This is a genomic window from Sphingomonas sp. SRI_018, from assembly GCF_057586275.1.
Genome location: NZ_JBYCZO010000004.1, coordinates 124,761 through 145,645, shown reverse-complemented (window position 1 = coordinate 145,645; position 20,885 = coordinate 124,761). Strand labels below are relative to the sequence as shown.

Annotated in this window: 21 protein-coding genes; 12 read left to right on the top strand and 9 right to left on the bottom strand. The window is 69.0% G+C overall.

Features of this window, described 5'->3' with window-relative positions; all coding sequences use genetic code 11:
- Positions 1–329: 329 nt before the first annotated feature.
- Positions 330–593 (top strand): GlsB/YeaQ/YmgE family stress response membrane protein, encoded by a 264-nt coding sequence (locus AC2YHA_RS17475; protein WP_487402641.1) that lies wholly within the window; start codon positions 330–332, stop codon positions 591–593.
- 115 nt (positions 594–708) lie between these two features.
- Entirely contained in the window at positions 709–1,425 is a 717-nt protein-coding gene (locus tag AC2YHA_RS17470) for an SIMPL domain-containing protein (protein WP_487402640.1), read from the top strand.
- Between the two features lie 66 nt (positions 1,426–1,491).
- On the opposite strand, the gene AC2YHA_RS17465 is transcribed toward AC2YHA_RS17470, so the two are convergent.
- From AC2YHA_RS17465 to AC2YHA_RS17455, 3 genes are all read right to left on the bottom strand, one after another.
- The gene (locus AC2YHA_RS17465; RefSeq protein WP_233784960.1) at positions 1,492–1,743 is read right to left on the bottom strand and encodes a GlsB/YeaQ/YmgE family stress response membrane protein; all 252 of its coding nucleotides are present in this window, start codon (positions 1,741–1,743) and stop codon (positions 1,492–1,494) included.
- Positions 1,744–1,913: 170 nt separating this feature from the next.
- Positions 1,914–2,213 (bottom strand): CtrA inhibitor SciP, encoded by a 300-nt coding sequence (sciP, locus tag AC2YHA_RS17460; RefSeq protein ID WP_233784959.1) that lies wholly within the window; start codon positions 2,211–2,213, stop codon positions 1,914–1,916.
- A gap of 103 nt (positions 2,214–2,316) precedes the next feature.
- The gene (locus AC2YHA_RS17455; RefSeq protein ID WP_487402639.1) at positions 2,317–2,547 is read right to left on the bottom strand and encodes a hypothetical protein; all 231 of its coding nucleotides are present in this window, start codon (positions 2,545–2,547) and stop codon (positions 2,317–2,319) included.
- Between the two features lie 107 nt (positions 2,548–2,654).
- Here AC2YHA_RS17455 and mnmA point away from each other — a divergent pair, with 107 nt between their 5' ends.
- A complete protein-coding gene (gene mnmA, locus AC2YHA_RS17450) occupies positions 2,655–3,767 on the top strand; it encodes a tRNA 2-thiouridine(34) synthase MnmA (protein WP_487402638.1) in 1,113 nt (370 codons plus the stop codon).
- Positions 3,768–4,081: 314 nt separating this feature from the next.
- Here the strand turns inward: mnmA and AC2YHA_RS17445 are convergent, their stop codons facing one another.
- Genes AC2YHA_RS17445 through pdxH form a run of 4 tightly spaced genes read right to left on the bottom strand, consistent with a single transcriptional unit; the run spans position 4,082 to position 7,234 of the window.
- Entirely contained in the window at positions 4,082–4,861 is a 780-nt protein-coding gene (locus AC2YHA_RS17445; protein WP_487402637.1) for a hypothetical protein, read from the bottom strand.
- Positions 4,862–4,917: 56 nt separating this feature from the next.
- The gene (locus AC2YHA_RS17440) at positions 4,918–5,715 is read right to left on the bottom strand and encodes a PhzF family phenazine biosynthesis protein (protein ID WP_487402636.1); all 798 of its coding nucleotides are present in this window, start codon (positions 5,713–5,715) and stop codon (positions 4,918–4,920) included.
- Positions 5,712–6,659: a cation diffusion facilitator family transporter gene (locus tag AC2YHA_RS17435; RefSeq protein ID WP_487402665.1), complete on the bottom strand. Its 948-nt coding sequence runs from the start codon at positions 6,657–6,659 to the stop codon at positions 5,712–5,714. The genes AC2YHA_RS17440 and AC2YHA_RS17435 overlap by 4 nt, the downstream gene beginning before the upstream one ends.
- Entirely contained in the window at positions 6,659–7,234 is a 576-nt protein-coding gene (gene pdxH, locus AC2YHA_RS17430; protein ID WP_487402635.1) for a pyridoxamine 5'-phosphate oxidase, read from the bottom strand. The genes AC2YHA_RS17435 and pdxH overlap by 1 nt, the downstream gene beginning before the upstream one ends.
- Before the next feature lie 112 nt (positions 7,235–7,346).
- Between pdxH and ku the strand changes: the two genes are divergently transcribed.
- The 9 genes from ku (at position 7,347) to AC2YHA_RS17385 (ending at position 16,113) form a co-directional block, all read left to right on the top strand.
- A complete protein-coding gene (gene ku, locus AC2YHA_RS17425; RefSeq protein WP_487402634.1) occupies positions 7,347–8,231 on the top strand; it encodes a non-homologous end joining protein Ku in 885 nt (294 codons plus the stop codon).
- Positions 8,232–8,235: 4 nt separating this feature from the next.
- Positions 8,236–8,715 (top strand): MgtC/SapB family protein, encoded by a 480-nt coding sequence (locus AC2YHA_RS17420; protein WP_487402633.1) that lies wholly within the window; start codon positions 8,236–8,238, stop codon positions 8,713–8,715.
- Complete coding sequence (ligD, locus tag AC2YHA_RS17415) at positions 8,702–11,200, top strand: DNA ligase D (RefSeq protein ID WP_487402632.1); 2,499 nt, start codon at positions 8,702–8,704, stop codon at positions 11,198–11,200. The genes AC2YHA_RS17420 and ligD overlap by 14 nt, the downstream gene beginning before the upstream one ends.
- Positions 11,201–11,433: 233 nt before the next feature.
- The gene (locus AC2YHA_RS17410) at positions 11,434–12,372 is read left to right on the top strand and encodes a DnaJ C-terminal domain-containing protein (protein WP_487402631.1); all 939 of its coding nucleotides are present in this window, start codon (positions 11,434–11,436) and stop codon (positions 12,370–12,372) included.
- A gap of 6 nt (positions 12,373–12,378) precedes the next feature.
- Positions 12,379–13,329: a YihY/virulence factor BrkB family protein gene (locus AC2YHA_RS17405; RefSeq protein ID WP_487402630.1), complete on the top strand. Its 951-nt coding sequence runs from the start codon at positions 12,379–12,381 to the stop codon at positions 13,327–13,329.
- Positions 13,326–14,129 carry an enoyl-ACP reductase FabI gene (fabI, locus tag AC2YHA_RS17400; RefSeq protein ID WP_487402629.1) on the top strand — a complete coding sequence of 268 codons (804 nt, stop codon included), beginning with the start codon at positions 13,326–13,328 and terminating at the stop codon, positions 14,127–14,129. The genes AC2YHA_RS17405 and fabI overlap by 4 nt, the downstream gene beginning before the upstream one ends.
- Positions 14,130–14,139: 10 nt before the next feature.
- Positions 14,140–14,667, top strand: a complete 528-nt coding sequence (locus AC2YHA_RS17395; RefSeq protein WP_487402628.1) for a GNAT family N-acetyltransferase — start codon at positions 14,140–14,142, stop codon at positions 14,665–14,667.
- On the top strand, positions 14,664–15,731 hold the full coding sequence (gene aroC, locus AC2YHA_RS17390) for a chorismate synthase (protein ID WP_487402627.1): 1,068 nt from the start codon (positions 14,664–14,666) through the stop codon (positions 15,729–15,731). The genes AC2YHA_RS17395 and aroC overlap by 4 nt, the downstream gene beginning before the upstream one ends.
- A 172-nt stretch (positions 15,732–15,903) precedes the next feature.
- Positions 15,904–16,113 carry a hypothetical protein gene (locus AC2YHA_RS17385; protein ID WP_487402626.1) on the top strand — a complete coding sequence of 70 codons (210 nt, stop codon included), beginning with the start codon at positions 15,904–15,906 and terminating at the stop codon, positions 16,111–16,113.
- Positions 16,114–16,130: 17 nt separating this feature from the next.
- Here AC2YHA_RS17385 and AC2YHA_RS17380 read toward each other — a convergent pair whose 3' ends face one another.
- Together AC2YHA_RS17380 and AC2YHA_RS17375 are read right to left on the bottom strand one after the other, a co-directional pair.
- Complete coding sequence (locus AC2YHA_RS17380) at positions 16,131–17,420, bottom strand: adenylosuccinate synthase (RefSeq protein ID WP_487402625.1); 1,290 nt, start codon at positions 17,418–17,420, stop codon at positions 16,131–16,133.
- A 79-nt stretch (positions 17,421–17,499) separates the two neighbouring features.
- Entirely contained in the window at positions 17,500–20,853 is a 3,354-nt protein-coding gene (locus AC2YHA_RS17375) for a PAS domain-containing protein (protein ID WP_487402624.1), read from the bottom strand.
- Positions 20,854–20,885: the final 32 nt, after the last annotated feature.

Below are 20,885 nucleotides of genomic sequence, written 5' to 3'. Positions count from 1 at the left end.
CACTTTCCGTCACGCCCCCCTCAGGCGTTCATGCGGTGCTGTATTATATGAATAAGTCACCGACCTCAAGCGGGTCATTTGAGAGCGCGGCTTCATGACGATTCCGGTGCCGAAAGGCAATCGCGGCAGAGGTCGTGTATAAGAAATGGCTAGGCCGCTGCGACTCTGGAGCAACGCCGCGTCGGTCTTCCGCGGAAGACCCGCACGATCATACCGCTCGTAAAGACTGGTTCCGAAGCGTTTCGTTCAAGAAATGGTTGCGTTGCCGCGCCTCAGGAGCGACGCTCCGCTCCGCGCGCAGTCGACGCGCACCACATGGGAGACAGAAAATGCCCGAACGCGGTATCATCGGCTGGTTGTTGATCGGTCTTGTGGCGGGAATTCTGGGTAAGTGGATCATGCCGGGGAAGGATCCCGGCGGCATCATCGTGACCATCCTGATCGGCATCGTCGGCGCGCTGCTCGCGGGTTTCGCCGCGCAGGCGGCGGGCATCTCGATCCAGGGCGGCTTCGCGAACTACGTGGCGGCAACCATCGGGGCGATCGTGCTGCTGGCGCTCTATCGGGTGGTGACGAGGCGCCGCACGCCCTGAATCTATTCTCAGGCGCATTTCCGCAAGCTGTAGGCGCCGTTCATTACCGGTTGGCTGAGGCCAGCTAGTCTGGCCTCCGTCTTACTGCCGACGTCATACTGCTGAGGAGGATTTCATGCGGTTTCCCGCCGTTCTTTCGCTCGCCCTCGCGGCGCCGGTCGCGGCGCATGCGCAGGTCGCGACCGCCCCGGTGCTGCTGCCCGAGGGCACGCTGCTCGACCTGACCGCCACCGGCAAGACCACCCGCGTCCCCGATGTCGCGATCATCCGCGCCGGCGTGGTGAGCCAGTCGCCGACCGCGGCCGCGGCGCTGGCCGACAATGCCCAGCGCATGGCGCGCGTGCTCGCGGCGCTGAAGCGTGCCGGCGTCGCCGAACGCGACGTCCAGACCGCGAACATCGCGCTGCAGCCGCAGTATCGCTACCAGCAGAACGAGGCGCCGGTGATCACCGGCTACCAGGCCTCGAACACCGTCCAGGTCCGCTTCCGCGACATCGGCAAGAGCGGCGCGATCCTCGATGCGCTGGTGAAGGAAGGCGCCAACCAGATCGACGGCCCCAACCTCACCATCGACCGGCCCGAGGCGGCGGAGGACGAGGCGCGCACCGACGCCGTCGCCAAGGCGCGGGCGCGGGCCGAGCTCTATGCCAAAGCGGCCGGCCTCAGGGTCGAGCGGATCGTCTCGATCAGCGAGGGCGGCGCCATGCCGCCTCCCCCCGTGCCGATGATGATGGCGCGCATGGCGGCCGCAGCGCCGGAAGCCGACACCAAGATCGCCGCAGGCGAGCAGGACGTGACGGTCAGCGTCACGGTGCGCTTCCTGCTCAAGTGACGTGAAAAGGGGCCGTCCGACGACGCCGGACGGCCCCTCCTCTCCCAACCTTTCCGGCCAATCCGGTCAGCGGACGGTGCCGCGGCGGACCAGATTGACGATCGCGAGCAGGATGATCGCGCCGACCAGCGATGCCAGGAAGGTGTAGAGCGTGACCGCCTGATTGATCGAGCCGCCGAACAACAGGCCGCCGATGAAGGCGCCGACGATGCCGACGACGACGTTCAGGACGATGCCCTGCTGCGCATCGGTGCGCATGACGATGCTGGCGAGCCAGCCGACGATGCCGCCAATAACGAGCCAGATGATGATGCCCATATTCAAGTCCCTCCATTGAGCCGGGCCGTTCGACCGACCTTCGCTGTGCATGACTCGCGATGCGTGGGATTAGTTCCGCTCGCGTTTTGACTGTCGCACATGACAGAGCGGTCCGCCATCCCCCGAAAGGGACGGCGGGCCGCATACGATTCCCGGCAATGGGTAAGCGCTCAGAACTTCTGCTGGCGCTCGTAGAGCGAACGGTAATGCTGGATGCGCGTGACGCGCAGGCCCGGCATCCCGGAACGATCGATCGCGCGCTGCCAGCCCGCGAATTCCTCGGCGGTCAGGTCGTAGCGATCGCAGACCTCATCGACCGTCAGCAACCCGCCGTTGACCGCGGCCACCACCTCGGCCTTGCGGCGCACCACCCAGCGGGTGGTGTCGGGCGGCGGCAGCGTGTCCAGGGTCAGCGGCTCGCCGAGCGGGCCGATCACCTTGGCTGGCCGGATTTTCTGGTTCTCGATCATTCCAACCCTCAATACTGGGACAAGCCCCCTACGCTCATTCCGTAAAACGACGGTTAGCGCCGGAGCTTGAACGCTCCCTCAACCCCTAGGGTAAACGCGCCGTTCACTCGCCTTGCCGCCGGGTCAACGACGCCGCCGCAACGGCGTGGAAGGCGCCTGCGGCCGGTGCCAGCGGCTCCGTATCGGGCGCGGCGAGTGTGAGCTGCGCCTGCGTCTGCGCGGTCGGGCTGGCGGCCTGCCGGCTGGCGATGCCGACCATCAGCACCGCGAGCTCGGTTGGCAGCGCGGTGGCGTGGCGGTCCTGGGCACGGGCGAAGCTGAGATCCAAATGCACCGGTCCTGCGAGTCGAAACGAGACGACTCGGCTAGCGCAACATTGCTGAAGAGCAGGTAAAGCCCCGTTTTTGCACGGCGCGCCGCGAGCCGCTAAAGGGCCGCGCGATGATGTCCGGCGATTTCCAGCTGCCCGGGCCGCTCGCGCAGCGGCGGATCGTCGTCGCCATGTCGGGCGGCGTCGACAGCTCGGTCGTGGCCGCGCTCGCCGCGCGCACGGGAGCCGAGACGATCGGGGTAACGCTTCAGCTCTACGACCATGGCGAGGCGGTCGGGCGCGCCGGCGCCTGCTGCGCGGGCCGCGACATCCGCGACGCGCGCGCGGTGTGCGATCAGCTAGGCATCGCCCATTACGTCTTCGACTATGCCAGCCGCTTCCGCGAGGCGGTGATCGACGATTTCGCCGACGAATATCTCGCCGGGCGCACGCCGATCCCCTGCGTCAAGTGCAACATGGGGCCGAAGTTCGCGGACCTCCTCACCCTCGCGCGCGATCTCGGCGCCGATTGCCTGGCGACGGGGCATTATGTCCGCAGGGTCGAAGGGCCGGCGGGGGCGGAGCTCCACCGCGCCGCCGATCCTGCGCGCGACCAGAGCTATTTCCTGTTCGCGACGACGCCCGATCAGCTCGACTATCTCCGCTTTCCGCTGGGCGGCCTTCCCAAGAGCGAAGTGCGCGAGATCGCGGCCGAGCTCGGCCTCGGCGTCGCCGGCAAGCCGGACAGCCAGGACATCTGCTTCGTCCCCGACGGCGACTATGCCGCCGTGGTGCGCAAGGCGCGGCCCGAGGCCGACACCGCCGGCGAGATCGTCGACGAGGGCGGCCGCGTGCTGGGGACGCATCGCGGCTTCATCCATTTCACCGTCGGCCAGCGGCGCGGGCTCGAGATCGGCGGGCTCGCCGAGCCGCTCTACGTGATCCGGCTGGAGCCGGAGACACGCCGCGTGGTGGTGGGGCCGAAGCGCGCGCTGGCGGTATCGGCGGCGCGGATCGAGGGGATCAACTGGATCGGCGGCGACCATGCCGGGCCGATGACCGCCAAGGTGCGCAGCCTCGCCAAGCCGGTGCCGGCGCGGCTGGCCGGCGACCGGGTGGTATTCGCCGCGCCCGAATATGGCGTGGCGCCGGGGCAGGCGGCGGTGCTCTATGCCGGCGACCGCATGCTCGGCGGCGGTTGGATCGCCGAGACCGAACGGGCGGAGCTGGCCGCAGCCGCCTGAGTCGTCGCTCCCCCGGTCCACCCTTCGTCCTCAACGGAAATCGCGCCACCGCCATCCCCGAAGTGGCGGCGATGGCAGGTGCCGAAACCCGCAGAAATCCGTCGAAGGTCACGAAAGTCACGGGTAGACGCCTACTGTGACTTTCGCGATATAATGTCACATGAAAGTTCGCAGAAAAGTTGACCGAATTGACTCTGGTCACGCGAATCATTCGCGCGCACGAGCCCGGTCGCGACGGCGAGCCTTCACGAGTGAGAAAGAGCCGGTCCGCGAGGCTGTCAGGCGAAATCCTATATTGCAAGCGACGGCGCCCTCTAGTCGGACGACTTCGCGACGCCCTCGACATAGTCGATCCGGATACGGACCCAGGCGCCGAGTATCGGCTTGCTGCCGACGCGGGGCGGCAGCACGCGGAACTGCCACGCGGCCTCGCGCACCGCGCGGGCGAAGCCGGAGCCGGCGGGGGACTGGCCGATCTCGCGGCAATCCTCGACGCGGTAGTTCGGGGCCGTCCGGCACGCGATCATCCCCCAGCCGCTGAGGCCGGGCCGCTTGGGCAGATAGAAGCCGAGCTCGGCCGAGGTCGGCTTGCGATACCAGTCGACGTCGTAGAGCCGTTCCGAGCCGCCGGAGCCGCCCGCTTCGGCGTCGGCACTGTCGTCGCCGCTGCCCTCCGCCTTCGCCGTGCCCGCATTGCCGGGGGAACGCGGCATCCGGTCGATATCGGAGGATGCGAACTGATCCCGGCTCATCATGATGAATCCGGGGGGCAAGGCGACAGGCGCCGGCCGCTCCTGCGGCGGCTGCTTCGGTGGCGGCGGAGGCGGCGGAGTCGGTGCGGCCTTGGCTCTGCTCCCGCCCTTCTCCCTGGCCTTGGCGGCGGGGCGCGGCGTCGCATTCTCGCCCTCGGCGGCGACATCGAAGGTGACCGTCTCCGACTGCGGCGGCCCGGACGACGGGATGAACGGCGCGATCCGCAGCAGCATCAGCAGCAGCAGGAGGTGGACGATCGCCGTCAGCACCAGCGAGACGATGCGCCGCCGCGGCGAGGTCCCGCCCGAATCCGGTGAAGAGCGGTAGGACGCCGCGCGCATGGAGGCGCAGCTAGGGCCGGTCAGGGCCGTCGGCAATGGCTCCGATGTGGAATGCGTCAGACGAGCAGGAAGCTGCCCTCGATCACCGTCACGCAGCGGCCACCGAGCACGACGCTGTCCCCCTCCAGCCGGCAGTCGAGATGCCCGCCCCGCGCACTCGCCTGGAAGGCGGTGAAGCGGTCGCGGCCGAGGCGCTTCGCCCAATAGGGGACGATCACCGCATGGGCGGAGCCGGTGACCGGATCCTCGTCGACGCCGGCGCCCGGCGCGAACATGCGGCTGACGATATCGGTGTCGCGGCCGGGCGCGGTGACGATCGCCTGATGGTCCCCCGTCGCAGCGAGCGCACGCAGGTCCGGACGGACGGCGCGCACCGCCTCCTCCGATTCGAGCACGACCACACCGTAGCCGCCTTCGCGCCACAGCGTCTCGACCACATCCCCGACCCCGAGCGCCGCCGCCACTTCGGGCAGGGGCTTGGGCGACGGCGCCCAGGCCGGCAGCGCGAGCTCATAGCCCGCGCCGGCGCGCGAGACGGTGAGGATTCCGGCGCGGCGCGTGCGGAAACGGACCGCGGATCGCGCCGGATCGCGCTCGAGGAGATAATGGCCGCTCGCCAGCGTGGCATGGCCGCACAGCCGCACCTCGTGGCCGGGCGTGAACCAGCGCAGCTCGTAATCCGCTTCGCCGCCGGCATCCGGGACGAGGAAGGCGGTCTCGCTGAGATTGTTCTCCGCGGCGATCGCCTGGAGCACCGCGTCGTCGAGCCAGGCGTCGAGCGGCATCACCGCCGCCGGATTGCCCTCGAACGGCTTGCTCGTAAAGGCGTCGATCTGGGCGAAAGCAAGTCTCACAGGCGTTTCCCGAACCAATGCGGCGTCACGTCCGCCTCGATCAGCGGATTGTCGGTGTCGACATGGCCCTCGGGGTCGAGGTGGATCAGCACCTCGACCTTGGGGAAGGCGTCGCGCAGCGCCCGCTCGACCCGCTCGACGATGTCGTGCGCCTGGGCGACGGTGAGATCGCGCGCGACCTCCATGTGGAACTGCGCGAACTCATGGCTGCCCGAGCGGCGCGTGCGGAAATCGTGGATGCCGAGCAGGCCGGGCTGGCGCGCGGCGACCTCGATATAGGCGCGGCGGTCCGCCTCGGGCCATTCCTTGTCCATCAGCTGGTCGATCGCATTGGACGAGGCCTGGAAGGCGCCCCAGGCGAGCCACAGCGCGATCGCGACGCCGAACACCGGGTCGGCGCCGGTGACGCCGAAATACTGGTCGAGCGCCAATGCCGCGATCACCGCGAGGTTGAGCAGCACGTCCGACTGATAGTGGATGTTGTCGGCCAGGATCGCGACCGAACCGGTGCGGCGGATGACGTGGCGCTGATAGGCGAGCAGCACGAAGGTGGCGACGATCGCGATCAGCGACACGCCGATGCCGAACTCGGCGTCGGCGCCGGCCTGGGGGTTGCCGAACCGCTCGATCGCGCGCCAGGCGATGGCGGCCGCCGAAGCCGTGATCAGCGCGACCTGAAACAGTGCGGCCAGCGCCTCCGCCTTGCCGTGGCCGAAACGGTGATCGTGGTCCGCAGGCTCGGCGGCGAGCCGGACACCGTAGAGGGTGACGAGGCTGGCGAGCAGGTCGAGCCCGGTGTCGGCGAGGCTACCCAGCATCGCCACCGACCCGGTGTGCCACGCGGCGAACCCCTTGAGGCAGAGCAGGAAGGTCGCCATGCCGACGCTGAACAGCGCCGCGCGCGTCGCGAGCGGGATGATGCGCTTGCGTTCGCTCTCGGTCATCATGGGTATAGCAACCCTTCCGTCCAGCCTCCGCCCTCTCGAACGAACAGCCGGCGGTGATGGAGCCGATGCGCGCGATCCTCCCAGAACTCGATCCGCTCGGGCACGACGCGATAGCCGCCCCAGTGCGGCGGGCGCGGCACATCGCCGGGAAAGCGTGCACTCACCTCGGCGTAGCGCGCCTCGAACGTCTCTCGCACGTCGAGGGGGCGCGATTGGTCCGACGCCCAGGCGCCGAGCTGCGAATCGCGGCTGCGCGAGGCGAAATAGGCATCGCTCTCGGCATCGCTCGCGCGGTTCACCAGCCCCTCGATCCGTACCTGGCGGCGCAGCGACTTCCAATGGAACAGCAGCGCGGCATGCGGGTTCGCCTCGAGCTCCGCGGCCTTGCGGCTCTCGCGGTTGGTGTAGAAGACGAAGCCGTCCGGCCCGTGTCCCTTGAGCAGCACCATCCGCACCGACGGCCACGCATGCGCATCCGCGGTGGCGAGCGCCATCGCGTTCGGGTCGTTGGGCTCGCTCGCCTGCGCCTCGGCGAGCCAGGCGGCGAACAGGGCGAAGGGATCGTCGGCCATCGCGCGCCTTTAAACCGTCATCTTCCTCACGCCAACGATCAGTTCCGCACATGCCGGAACGACTCCCGCGCCCATGCTTTGAATCGGTCTCGCAACGAAGGAGTGAGGTCCGGTGGCGGCACGCGCCTATTGGCAGGGACAGATCAGGCTCGCGCTCGTCTCGATTCCGGTCGAGATTTACACCGCGACCAAGTCGGGAGCGCAGATCAGCTTCCATCAGGTCCACGAGCCGTCGGGCAAGCGGATCAAGTACGAGAAGGTCGTGCCCGGCATCGGCCCGGTCGATCCAGACGAGATCATGAAGGGCTATGAGCTGGAGAAGGGCGAATATGTCCTGCTCGACCAGGACGAGATCGATGCAGTCAAACTCGAATCGAAGAAGACGCTGGAGCTCACCCAGTTCGTCGACGCCGACGAGATCGACGTGCTCTATTACGAGCGGCCCTATTTCGTGGTGCCCGCCGACGACCTCGCCGAGGAGGCGTTCATCGTGCTGCGCGAGGCGTTGCGCCGCGCGCGCAAGGTCGGGCTCGGCCAGCTCGCCATGCGCGGCCGCGAATATGTGGTGAGCCTGAAGCCCTGCGGTCGCGGCATGGTGCTGGAGACGCTGCGCTACGCCGACGAGGTCAACAAGGCGCAGGGCTATTTCCGCGATATCCCGGACGCGGAGCCGGACGAGGACCTGCTCGACCTCGCCACCACGCTCATCGAGAAGAAGACGGCGAAGTTCGATCCCAAGGAGTTCCACGACCGCTACGTCGATGCGCTGAAGCACCTCATCGAGCGCAAGGTGAAGTCGAAGGGCCGCAAGATCATCGAGGAGAAGGACGAAGGCCGCCCGACCGGCCACAATGTCGTCGACCTGATGGCGGCGCTGAAGAAGAGCCTCGAGCGGCCGGGCCCGCCGGCGAGCCAGGGGGAGAAGAAGGCCCCGGCGCGCAAGACGGCTGCCCGCAAGCCCGCCGCCCGGAAGGCGCCGGCCCGCAAGCGCGCCTGACACGATGGACCTCAATCCGCCGACCCCGCTGTCCGCGATCAGCTGGGACCTTGTCATACGGCTGGTCGGCGCCGCGCTGGTGGGATTGCTGCTCGGCATCGACCGCGAGGTCCGCGGCCGCCCGGCAGGCCTGCGGACTCATGCCATCGTCTGCGCGCTGGGATCGCTGGTCACGGTCTCGTCGATCGCGATGTTCCAGCAGCTCGGCGGGCAGCAGACGCGCGTCGATCCCATCCGGACGATCGAGGGCACGCTGGGCGCGATCGGGATCGTCGCAGCGGCGGTCGTGGTGATGGGGCAGGGCGGCATCCGCAATCTCACCAGCGCGGTGCATCTGGTGCTCGTCGCCGCGATCGGCATCGCGTTCGGTGCCGGCCTCTATCCGGTGGCGCTGATCGGCACCCTGCTCGCCTTCGCCCTGCTGACGCTGGCGCGGTTCGTCGAGCGCAAGCCCGGAGGAGCCAGTCCCGATGCCGAAAGCTGACCCGCTCGCCAAATACAACGCCAAGCGCGACTTCGCGAAGACGGCGGAGCCTGCCGGCCGGATCGCCGAGGGCAAGGGCCACCGCTTCATCGTCCAGAAGCACGATGCGACGCGGCTGCACTGGGACTTCCGGCTGGAGCTCGACGGGGTGCTCAAGAGCTGGGCGGTGACACGCGGCCCCAGCCTCGACCCTGCGGAGAAGCGGCTGGCGGTGCGTACCGAGGATCATCCGCTGTCCTATGCCGATTTCGAGGGGACGATCCCCAAGGGCGAATATGGCGGCGGCACGGTGATGCTGTGGGACGACGGCACCTGGGCGCCGGTCGAGGGGAAGTCGGCCAAGGACCTGGAAAAGGGCCACCTCCACTTCCGCCTCGACGGCGAGCGGATGAAGGGCGAGTGGCTGCTGATCCGCCTGAAGCCGCGCGCCAGGGAGCGGACCGAGAACTGGCTGCTGCGCAAGCTCGACGACGCCGAGGCAGGCGGCACCGACGCGCTGGTCGAGACCGGGCTGACCAGCGTGAAGACCGGGCGGACGATGCAGGAGATCGCGGAGGGCAAGAAGGCAAAGGTCCTCCCCGGCACGGGGAGGGGGACCAGCCGCAAGGCTGGTGGAGGGGACTCTCGGCAATCGACTCGCTCGCGGCCTGCCCCCTCCACCACCGCTTCGCGGCGGGGAGGAGCACCCAAATTCCGCCCCGTCCAGCTCGCCACGCTGGTCGACGCCGTGCCCGCCGGCAACGGCTGGCTGCACGAGATGAAGCTCGACGGCTACCGCGCGCTGATCGCGGTCGGTGGCGGCAAGGCCAAGGTCTATACCCGCACCGGCCTCGACTGGACCGACAAGTTCGCGGAGATCGCCCGCGCCGCGGCGAAGCTGCCGGTCGCGACCGCGCTGATCGACGGCGAGGCCGTAGCGTTCAAGGACGGCAAGCCCGACTTCTCGACCTTGCAGGAGGCGCTGTCGGAGGGGCGGCAGGACCTGACCTTCTTCGCCTTCGACCTGCTCGAGCTCGACGGCGAAGACCTGACGCGCCTGCCGCAGGTCCAGCGCAAGGAGCGGCTGCGCCCGCTGCTCGACAAGGCGGGCGAGCCGCTGCGCTTCTCCGAGCATGTCGTCGGCTCGGGCGAGCAGCTGCTCGAGGCGATGTGCAAGGAGGGATACGAGGGCGTCGTCTCCAAGCGCGCCGACGCGCCCTATCGCGGCGAGCGCACCAAGGCGTGGCTCAAGACCAAGTGCATCCGCCGGCAGGAGTTCGTGATCGTCGGCTGGACGCCGAGCGACAAGGCGAGGCGCGGCTTCCGCGCGCTGCTGCTCGCGGTGAACGGGCCGGAGGGGCTCACCTATGCCGGCAAGGTTGGCACCGGCTTCGACGGCGAGACGATGATCGACCTGCGCGAACGGCTCGACAAGCTTGCCGCCGACACGCCGACGGTGAAGGCCCCGCGCGCCGCGACGCGGGGGGCGCACTGGGTGAAGCCGGAGCTGGTCGCCGAGATCGCGTTCGGCGAGTTCACCGCCGAGGATGTCGTACGGCACGCGAGCTTCATCGCCCTGCGCGAGGACAAGAAGGCGAGGGACGTGGTTGCGGAAAAGCCGGCGCCGGTGCCGAAGACGCCCGATCTACCGATACGGATCAGCAATCCCGGCAGGGTGATCGATCCCGGCAGCAAGCTCACCAAGGGCGGCCTCGCCGACTATTACGCCGCGGTCGCGCCGATCATGCTGCCCTGGCTCGCCGACCGGCCGATCAGCCTGGTGCGATGCCCGCAGGGTCGTGCCAAGAAATGCTTCTTCCAGAAGCACGACGCCGGCAGCTTCGGCGAGCACGTCCATCACGTCGACGTGCGCGAGAAGGACGGATCGGTCGAACCCTATCTCTACGTCTCCGACCTCGAGGGGCTGCTGACCTGCGTCCAGATGGGGACGATCGAGTTCCACGGCTGGGGCAGCCTGGTCGCCGACATCGAGAAACCCGACCGCATGGTGTTCGATCTCGATCCCGACGAGGGGCTCGGCTTCGCCGCGGTCAAGAAGGCGGCCGAGGACCTGAAGCAGCAGCTCGCCGACATCGGGCTCACCAGCTATCCGATGCTGTCGGGCGGCAAGGGCGTGCATGTCGTCGTGCCGCTCCGGCCGCAGGCGGATTGGCCGGCGGTCAAGAGCTTCGCCGAGCGTTTCGCCCGCGCGCTCGGCGAGGCGGAACCCGAGCGCTTTACCGCCAATATGGCCAAGGCCAAGCGCAAGGGCCGCATCTTCCTCGATTACCTGCGCAACCAGCGCGGCGCGACCGCGGTGCTGCCCTATGTCGTGCGGGCGCGATCGGGAGCGCCCGTGGCGGCGCCGGTGAGCTGGACCGAGCTCAGGGACATCGACAGCCCGGCGACCTTCACGGTGCGCGACGTCGACCGGCTGATCGAGCGCGCCAACAGCCATGCGCTGGAGCATTGGGGCGAATCTGCCCAGGTGCTGCCTGATCTTTAGGGTGGGTCGGCATTCAAATCCTCCCCCGCCAGGGGGAGGTGGCACGCGAAGCGTGACGGAGGGGGAGGAAGCGAGCCGATAATGGGTCGCCGGCCTCCCCCTCCGTCAGCCTGCGGCTGACACCTCCCCCTGGCGGGGGAGGATTGGAAGGGCGAGGCTGCGAGGCTTCCCGAACCGCTCCGGCACATGAACGAATTGCGCTCTGCCGCCGCTTCACCCAAATAGGCGGGGATATGGCAGATCCCTACGCAACCCTTGGAGTCGCCCGCGGCGCGTCCGAAGACGAGATCAAGAAGGCGTACCGCAAGCTCGCCAAGGAGCTGCATCCCGACCGCAACAAGGACAATCCCAAGGCCGCCGAGCGTTTCGCTCAGGTGACATCGGCCTATGACCTGCTGACGGACAAGGACAAGCGCGCGCGTTTCGACCGCGGCGAGATCGACGGCGACGGCAATCCGACGATGCCGTTCGGCTTTGGCGGCGGCCGTGCGGGCGCCGGGGCGCGGCCGGGCACCGCCGGCTTCGAGTTCAACGACGGCGGGAGCGACTTCACCGACATCTTCGAGGGGCTGTTCGGCGGCGGCGCCGCGCGCGGCGGCGGCGGCTTCACCGGCGGGTTCGGCGGATTCGGGCGCCGGGGCGCGGCCAAGGGTGCGAACGTCCCCTATCGCCTCGCCGTCCGCTTCGAGGATGCGGCGACGCTCGCCCCGCAGCGGGTGACGCTGCGCGACGGCAAGACCATCGACATCAAGCTGCCGGCTGGCGTCGAAACCGGCACGCAGATGCGCCTCGCCGGCAAGGGCGAGGAAGGCCCGGGGGGCTTCGGCGACGCGATCGTCACCGTCGAGGTGCAGCCGCACCGCTTCTTCACCCGCGACGGCGACGACGTGCGGCTCGACCTGCCGGTCAGCCTGGCCGAAGCGGTATTGGGCGCCCAGGTGCGCGTGCCCACCGTCGACGGCGCGGTGATGCTGTCGGTCCCCAAGGGCTCGACCTCGGGCAAGGTGCTGCGCCTCAAGGGCCGCGGCTTCCACCGGAAAGGCGGCGGGCGCGGCGACCAGCTCGTGACGCTGATGGTCGACCTGCCGGTCGATGACGACGCGCTGGTCGAGTTCGTCCAGGGCTGGCCGGGCAAGGACCGCGGGAACCCCAGGGGCCGGATGGGCGTCTGACGGGGCGTGGCCGAGGTCTCGCCCCTTTCCCCCGAGGAGCGCGCGGAGCATCCCGAGAAGGAGCGGCGGCTCGATCGGCACCACCCGCTCGTCTCGGCCTGGGAGATCGTCAAGCGCGCGGCGATCGGCGTCTACAACGACGGCTTCATCCACGCCGGCAACCTCGCCTATCTCGCACTGCTGACCGTCTTTCCCTTCTTCATCGTCGCCGCCGCGATCGCCTCGCTGCTGGGGCAGGGCCCGGAGACGCAGCGTGCGGTCGCCTCCTTCCTCCACGTGCTGCCGCCCGAGGTGAGCGATATCCTGCGCAAGCCGATCCGCGACGTGCTGGCGGCGCGGCAGGGGGGGGTGCTGTGGTTCGGCGCGCTCGTCGGCCTGTGGACGGTGGGCAGCTTCGTCGAGACGCTGCGCGACATCTTCCGCCGCGCCTATGGCGTGCGCGCGACGCGTGCCTTCTGGCGCTATCGGCTGGGATCGGCGCTGGTGATCATCGCCGCGGTGATCCTGGCGCTGCTGTCGCTGGTGGTGCAGGGCGTGCTGCTCGGCGTCGAGCAGTTCGTCTATCGGCTGCTGCCCCATGCCGAGGACGTGGCCCGCTGGATCGGCATCTCGCGCGCGATTCCCGGCGTGGTGATGTTCGGCGCGCTCTACATGCTGTTCCTGTCGGTGACGCCGGGCAAGTATCGCAAGTCGGCCTGCCGCAAATGGCCGGGGGCGCTGTTCACCACTGCCTGGTGGGTGGGGATCACCGCGCTGCTGCCCGGCGCGATCGCGCGCTTCACCAACTACGACCTCACCTATGGCAGCCTTGCCGGGGTGATCGTGGCGCTGCTGTTCTTCTATCTGGTGGGCCTGGGCCTCGTCTTCGGCGCCCATCTCAACGCGGCACTGGCGGAGCCGGACCTGAACGGTCTAGAAGCCGCCCAAACCAACCACAGGGAGGCTCAGACGGCGTGACCGGATTGATGCAGGGCAAGCGCGGGCTGATCATGGGGCTCGCCAATGATCGGTCGCTGGCCTGGGGAATCGCGCGTCGGCTCGCGGACCATGGCGCCGAGATGGCGTTCAGTTACCAGGGCGAGTCGCTCGAGCGGCGCGTGCGCCCGCTCGCCGAGCAGCTCGGGCAGGATTTCCTGATCGACTGCGACGTCTCCGACATGGCGGCGCTCGACCGCACCTTTGACCAGCTCAAGGAGCGTTGGCCGACGATCGACTTCCTCGTCCATGCGATCGGCTTTTCCGACAAGAACGAGCTCAGAGGCCGCTATTACGACACCAGCCTCGACAATTTCCTGATGACGATGAACATCAGCGTCTATTCGTTCACCGCGGTGGCGCAGCGCGCGCGGCCGCTGATGCCGAACGGCGGGTCGCTGCTGACGCTGACCTATTACGGCTCCGAGAAGGTAGTGCCGCATTACAACGTCATGGGCGTCGCCAAGTCGGCGCTCGACACCTCGGTCAAATATCTCGCGGTCGACCTGGGGCCGGAGAACATCCGCGTCAACGCGATCTCGGCCGGCCCGATCAAGACGCTGGCGGCGAGCGGGATCGGCGACTTCCGCTACATTCTCAAGTGGAACGAGCTCAACTCGCCGCTCCGCCGCAACGTGACGATCGAGGACGTCGGCGGCGCCGGCCTCTATTTCCTGAGCGACCTGTCGTCGGGCGTCACCGGCGAGATCCATCACGTCGACGCCGGCTATAACGTCATCGGCATGAAGGCCGAGGACGCGCCCGACATCGCGCTGGCCTGACGGCGCGCGCATGACCTTCGCGATCCGCAGCGCGACCGGAGGCGACGTGGCGGCGATCGACGCGCTGCTGCGCGCGTCGTTTCCCGCTCCGGACGAGGCGCGCCTGGTGCAGCAGCTCTGCGTCGATGGCGACATGGTGCTGACCCTGATCGCCGATGACGAGGACACCGGGCAGCTGGCAGGCGTCATCGCCTTCAGCCGGATGACGGTCGACATTGCCGGCCGGCCGATCGCCGCGGTCGCGCTGGCGCCGGTCGCGGTCGCCGAACGCTATCGCCGTCAGGGCGTGGCGGAGGCGCTGATCCAGGCGGGGCTCGCCCATCTCGCCGATGCCGGCATGATCCTGTGCTTCGTGCTCGGCGAACCCGCCTACTACCAGCGGTTCGGCTTTGCCGCCGATTGGGCCCTGGGGTTCGACTCCCCTTATGCCGGGGAGTATTTCATGGCCTTGCCGCTGCAGCAGGGGGCGATGCCGTGCGGCGTGCGCGGCGCGGCGGTCCATGCGCCGGCGTTCGCGGCATTGGGGGAAGCGGCGTGAGCTACAACAGCTTCGGCCATGTCTTCCGGTTCACGACCTGGGGAGAAAGCCACGGACCGGCGATCGGCGCGGTGGTGGACGGATGCCCGCCGGGGATCGCGCTGTCGGAGGGGGACATCCAGCCCTGGCTCGACAAGCGGCGGCCGGGGCAGTCCCGCTTCACCACGCAGCGGCGCGAGCCCGACGAGGTGCGCATCCTCTCCGGCGTGTTCGAGGGGCGGACGACCGGCACGCCGATCAGCCTCCTCATCGAGAACGTCGATCAGCGTTCCAAGGACTATTCGGATGTCGCGCGCGCCTATCGGCCGGGCCATGCCGACTACGCCTATGACGCCAAATACGGCTTCCGAGATCCGCGCGGCGGGGGCCGCTCGTCCGCGCGCGAGACGGCGATGCGGGTCGCGGCAGGCGCGGTCGCGCGACTCGTGATCCCGGAAGTGACGATCCGCGGCTGGGTGGAGTCGATCGGCGGCGACGCGATCGATCCGGCCAGCTTCGATCCGGAGGAGATCGACCGCAATCCCTTCTTCTGCCCCGACGTCGCCGCGGCGGCGCGGTGGGAGGCGAAGATCGACGCCGCGCGCAAGGCAGGCTCGTCGCTCGGTGCCGTGGTCGCCTGCGAAGCCATCGGCGTGCCGCCCGGCTGGGGCGCGCCGCTCTATGCCAAGCTCGATGCCGAGCTCGCCCATGCCTGCATGGGGATCAACGCGGTCAAGGGCGTCGAGATCGGCGACGGCTTCGCCGCGGCGGCGCTCTCCGGGGAGGAGAATGCCGATGCGATGCAGCCCGGCAACGAGGGCCCGCGCTTCCTCTCCAACCATGCCGGCGGGATCGCGGGCGGCATCTCGACCGGGCAGCCGGTGCGGGTGCGCGTCGCGTTCAAGCCGACCAGCTCGATCCTGACCCCGGTCGAGACGATCACGCGCGAGGGCGAGGCGACCACTATCGCGACCAAAGGACGCCATGATCCCTGCGTCGGTATCCGCGGCGTTCCCGTAGTCGAGGCAATGATGGCGCTGGTCCTTGCCGACCAGAAACTGCTGAATCGCGCGCAATGCGGCTGAAAATGAATGGAAAATGAACGACCTGCTTGGATCAGCTAATCGTTTCGAGAGCACAATGCACGGTTAACCGAACCTTTTGCAGGACGAATTTCTGCCACAATTGGTGCTTTACGCGACGATGGTGCGTTAATTCCTCGGGTACGCCATCACGGCGTCCATGAGGGAGTAAGTCATGCGTAAAGCTACTGTTGCCAGCCTTCTGATTCTCTGCGGCTCGACGGCCGCCATCGCTCACGTTGCGTCGGCCCCGGCGGATTCGGGTGTGCAGAACTGGTCTGCCAACAACTCGACGACCCCGGACAATTCGACCACTCCGACGACGCCGGACACGACGACGCCGACGACGCCGGATACGGGTACGCCGCCGAACGCGTCGATGTAATCAGCGGGATACCGTTCCTAGTCCGCGAACGGATCGCGGACTAGGATCGTGTCCTCGCGCTCCGGGCTGGTCGAGACCAGCGCGACCGGACAGCGGATCAGCTCCTCGATCCGCCGGATATATTTGATCGCCTGCGCCGGCAGCTCCGCCCAGCTGCGCGCGCCCGCGGTGGATTCGCTCCACCCCTGCATCGTCTCGTAGATCGGCTCGACCGCCGCCTGGTCCTGCGGATGGGGTGGCAGATAGTCGAAATGCCTGTCGCCGAGCTTGTAGCCGGTGCAGATCCGGATCTCCTCGAGTCCGTCGAGGATGTCGAGCTTGGTCAGCGCGATGCCGGTGATGCCGGAGACCGCCGCCGACTGACGCACCAGCACCGCGTCGAACCAGCCGCAGCGCCGCTTGCGCCCGGTGTTGACCCCGAACTCGCGGCCGCGCGTGCCCAGATAGTCGCCGATCTCATTGTCCTGCTCGGTCGGGAACGGCCCCGAGCCGACGCGGGTCGTATAGGCCTTGACGATGCCCAGCACGAAACCGACCCGGCTCGGCCCCAGCCCCGAGCCGGCCGAGGCAGTGCCCGCAACCGTGTTCGACGAGGTGACGAACGGATAGGTGCCGTGATCGACGTCGAGCAGCACGCCCTGCGCGCCCTCGAACAGGATGCGCTTGCCGGCCGCCTGTGCCTCGTTGAGCGTCACCCACACCGGCTTGGCATAGGGCAGCACGAAATCGGCGATGTCGCGGAGCTCCGCCATCAGCGCGGCGCGGTCGACCGGCGGCTTGCCGAAGCCGGCGAGCAGCGCGTCGTGATGCGCGCACAGGCGGTCGAGCTGCAGCTCGAGATCGTCGAGATGGGCGAGATCGCACAGGCGGATCGCGCGGCGGCCGACCTTGTCCTCATAGGCGGGGCCGATGCCGCGGCGGGTGGTGCCGATCTTGCCCGCGCCCGAGGCGTCTTCGCGCAACGCGTCGAGGTCGCGGTGGAGCGGCAGGATCAACGGCGCCGTCTCGGCGACGTGGAGCACGTCGGGGGTGATCGCCACGCCCTGCTCGGCGATCCGGGTCACCTCGTCGCGGAAGTGCCAGGGGTCGAACACCACGCCGTTGCCGATCACGCTCAGCGTGCCGCGCACCACGCCCGAGGGGAGCAGCGCGAGCTTATAGGTCTTGCCGCCCACCACCAGCGTATGGCCGGCGTTATGCCCGCCCTGGAAGCGCACCACCACGTCGGCGCGCTCGGCGAGCCAATCGACGATCTTTCCCTTGCCCTCGTCGCCCCATTGGGCGCCGATCACCGCGACATTTGCCAATTTCCGGGTCCTTCCAGCTTACGCGGGGGCCCTAAAGCAGCCGGCCGGAGAGGTCCATGCCCAACCGGGCAGGACGGGATCAGGCGTCGAGCGCGTCGCGGATGTGGAGCGCCAGCGTCGTGACGTCGAACGGCTTGCGGAGCACGGTGCCGCCGATCGGCTCGACCGCGTCGCGGGTATAGCCGCTGGTGTAGAGCACGCGCAGCGCCGGCAGCCGCGCGCGGGCCGCCTCGGCGAGCTCGCGGCCGGTCATCTCCGGCATCACCACGTCGGTGAACAGCAGATCGGCCGCCTGTCCGTCCTCGATCAGCCTGAGCGCGGTGCCGCCGTCGGGCGCCTCGACCACCCGGTAGCCGAGATCGCTCAGCGCCTCGACCGAATAGGCGCGGACGCGTTCGTCGTCCTCCACCACCAGCACCACCTCGTCGCCGCGCGGCAGCTCGGCGCCGGCGCGGCGCAGCGGTCCCGCCGACGTCGCCGGGCCGCTGTCGCGTGGCAGCAACAGCCGGACGGTCGTGCCCGCGCCGGGCGCGGTCTCCAGCGCGACGTGACCGTCCGACTGGTGCGCAAAGCCGAACACCTGGCTGAGCCCGAGGCCGGTCCCCTTCCCCACCGACTTGGTCGTGAAGAAGGGGTCGAACGCCTTGGCGGCGATCTCGTCGCTCATGCCAGTCCCGGTATCGGCAACGGCGATCTCGACATAATCGCCGGGCGCCACGCCTGCCGCAGCCGCGTCCAGCGCGCGGTTGGCCGTCGCGATGGTGAGGCGGCCGCCGCCCGGCATCGCATCGCGCGCGTTGACGGCGAGGTTGAGGATCGCATTCTCGAGCTGGCTCGGATCGGCGGTCGCGGGCCATAGGTCGCCGGCAAGCCTCGTCTCGACGATGATGTCGTCGCCGATCGTGCGGACGAGCATATCGATCATTCCGGCGATCATCGCATTGATGTCGATCACGCGCGGCGCAAGCGGCGACTGGCGCGAGAAGGCGAGCAGCCGCTGCGTGAGGGCCGCCGCGCGGGAGGCGCCGTCGCGCGCAGCCTCGACATAGCGGCCGACATCCCTCTGCCCCTGCGCGAAGCGGCGCTCCATCATATCGAGCGCGCCGATCACCACCGCGAGCATATTGTTGAAATCATGCGCGATCCCGCCGGTGAGCTGCCCGATCGCCTCCATCTTCTGCGCCTGGCGGAGCTGCTCCTCGGCGGCCATCAGCTGCTCGCTCCGCTCCGCGATCGCGGCCTCCAGATCAGCGCGCGATCGGGCCAGCACCTCGCGCGCCTCGACGATCTCCTGAATGTCGGTGCAGGTGCCGAACCAGCGCGTGATCCGGCCCTGCTCGTCGCGCACCGGCTGGGCGGAGGCGAGCACCCAGCGATAGCCACCGGAGGGACGATGGCGCAGCCGATATTCGACGCGGTAGGGCTCGCCGCTCGCCAGGCTGTGCTGCCACGCGGCACGCGCCCGATCGCGCTCGTCCTGGTGGACGAGGTCGTTCCAGCCCTCGGTCGATCCCTCCAGCGCGCCGGTGAACGCGTACCAGCGCTCGTTGTAGAAATCGTGCCGCCCGTCCGCGAGCGACGACCACACCATCTGGTCGATCGAGTTGGCGATCGCGCGGAACTTCTCCTCGCTCTCGCGCAGCGCCGCCGCGGCATTGGCGCGGTCGGCGGCATCCCAGGCGATCTCCGCCACCGCCTCGACCAGCGCGATCTCCTCGGCGGTCCAGCGGCGCGGAATCGCCTGATTGACGAACACGCAGCCCGCCCATTGCCCATGGCGGCGGAGCGGCACGGTGATCGCCGCCGCCATCAGCCGGCCGATCGCGGCATCGCGGGTGGTGGGATCGGTGCCGAAATCGGCGACCACGCGGGTCTCGCCGACGCGATAGGCGGCAAGCCCGGCGCTGCCGATGTCCGCGAGCGCCATCCTCCCGCCGAGTGGCGGCAGGCGCTCGCTGGTCCAGCAGGCGAGGAACTCGATCTCCTGCTCGCCGGCAAGCGCGCGATAGAAGCCGACGCGGTCGACGACGAGCCGCCGCCCGAGCGCGGTCGCCGACAGCCGCATGATCGCGGCGGGCGAATCGAGCCGGCGCAGGCGCTCGGCGAGGCGGAACAGGAAGCCCTGCGCCTCGGTCGCGATCCTGAGGTCATCGGCGGCGGCGCGGGCGCGCTCCTCGGCCTCGCGCCGCTTGGTGACGTCGAAGCTGACGCCGGGGAAGCGCACCGGCCGGCCGCCGGCATCATAGACCGCCCGCCCCTGCGCCGCGATCCAGACGATCGCGCCGTCGGGTCCGAGCAGCCGATATTCCTCGTTGAACGGCGCGCCGGTCTCGATCGAATGCTCGACCGCCGCGAGCACCCGCGGCGCGTCGTCGGGATGGACCCGCTCGAAGAAGGAAGCGAGCGGGACGCCTTCGACCGCCTGCTCCGCCGGCAGGCCGTAGAGCCTGGCGAAGCGGGTGTCGGACCGCGCCAGGCCGTTGACGATGTCCCAGTCCCAGATGCCGATCCCCATCGACGCTTCGAGGGCCAGCTCGAGCCGCTCCTCGCTGGCGCGCGCCGCCTGTTCGGCCCGCGCACGGTCGGTGACGTCGGTCGCCTGGACGAAGATGTCGGTGACCTCGCCGGCGCGGTTGCGGATCGGCTGGTAGACGAAGTCGAGGATGCGCTCCTCCGGCTCGGCGCCGGGCGTGCGGATCAGCCGGACCGGCTGCGCGCTGGCGCGGAAGGCCTTGCCGGTCGCATAGACGCTGTCGAGCAGGTCGACGAAGCCCTGCTCGACGACCTCGGGCAGCGCCTCGGCGACCGTCATGCCCAGGATCGGGCGATGGCCGATCAGCTCCATATAGGCGTCGTTGCCGAGCTCGAAGACATGATCGGGGCCGTGCAGCACCGCGACCGCGCCGGGCGTCTGCTGGAACAGCTCGCGCATCCGCTCGATCTCGATCCTGCGCTCGCGCTCGGCGAGCACATAGGCGGTGGTCTCGTTGCCCTGGTTGAAGACGCCGACGATCGCGCCGCCGTCGTCCCGGATCGGCGAGAGCGAGTAGTTCCAGAAGGTCTCGCGCACCGCACCGCCCCGCCGGATCGGCAGCATCTGGTCGTAGGCGGAACAGGCCTCGCCGCGGAACACGGCCGCGAATTGCGGGCCGACGATCTCCCAGATGTCCGGCCATACCTCGGTGGCCGGCCGGCCGAGGACGGCGGGATGGCGCTCGGCGAGGATCGGCGCCCAGGCGTCGTTGTAGAGGAGATGGAGCTCCGGGCCCCAGTAGATGGCGGTAGGGAAGCTCGAGCCCAGGCAGATGTTGACCGCGACCCGCAGCGCATCCGGCCAGCTCTCCGGCCGGCCGAGCGGATGGCCCGACCAGTCCGCATCGCGGATTCGTGCCGCCATCTCGCCGGGATGGTTGAGAAAGGTCCGCGCGGGCATGGCCGCGGGATTGTGCCCCGCCAGCCCCGCGA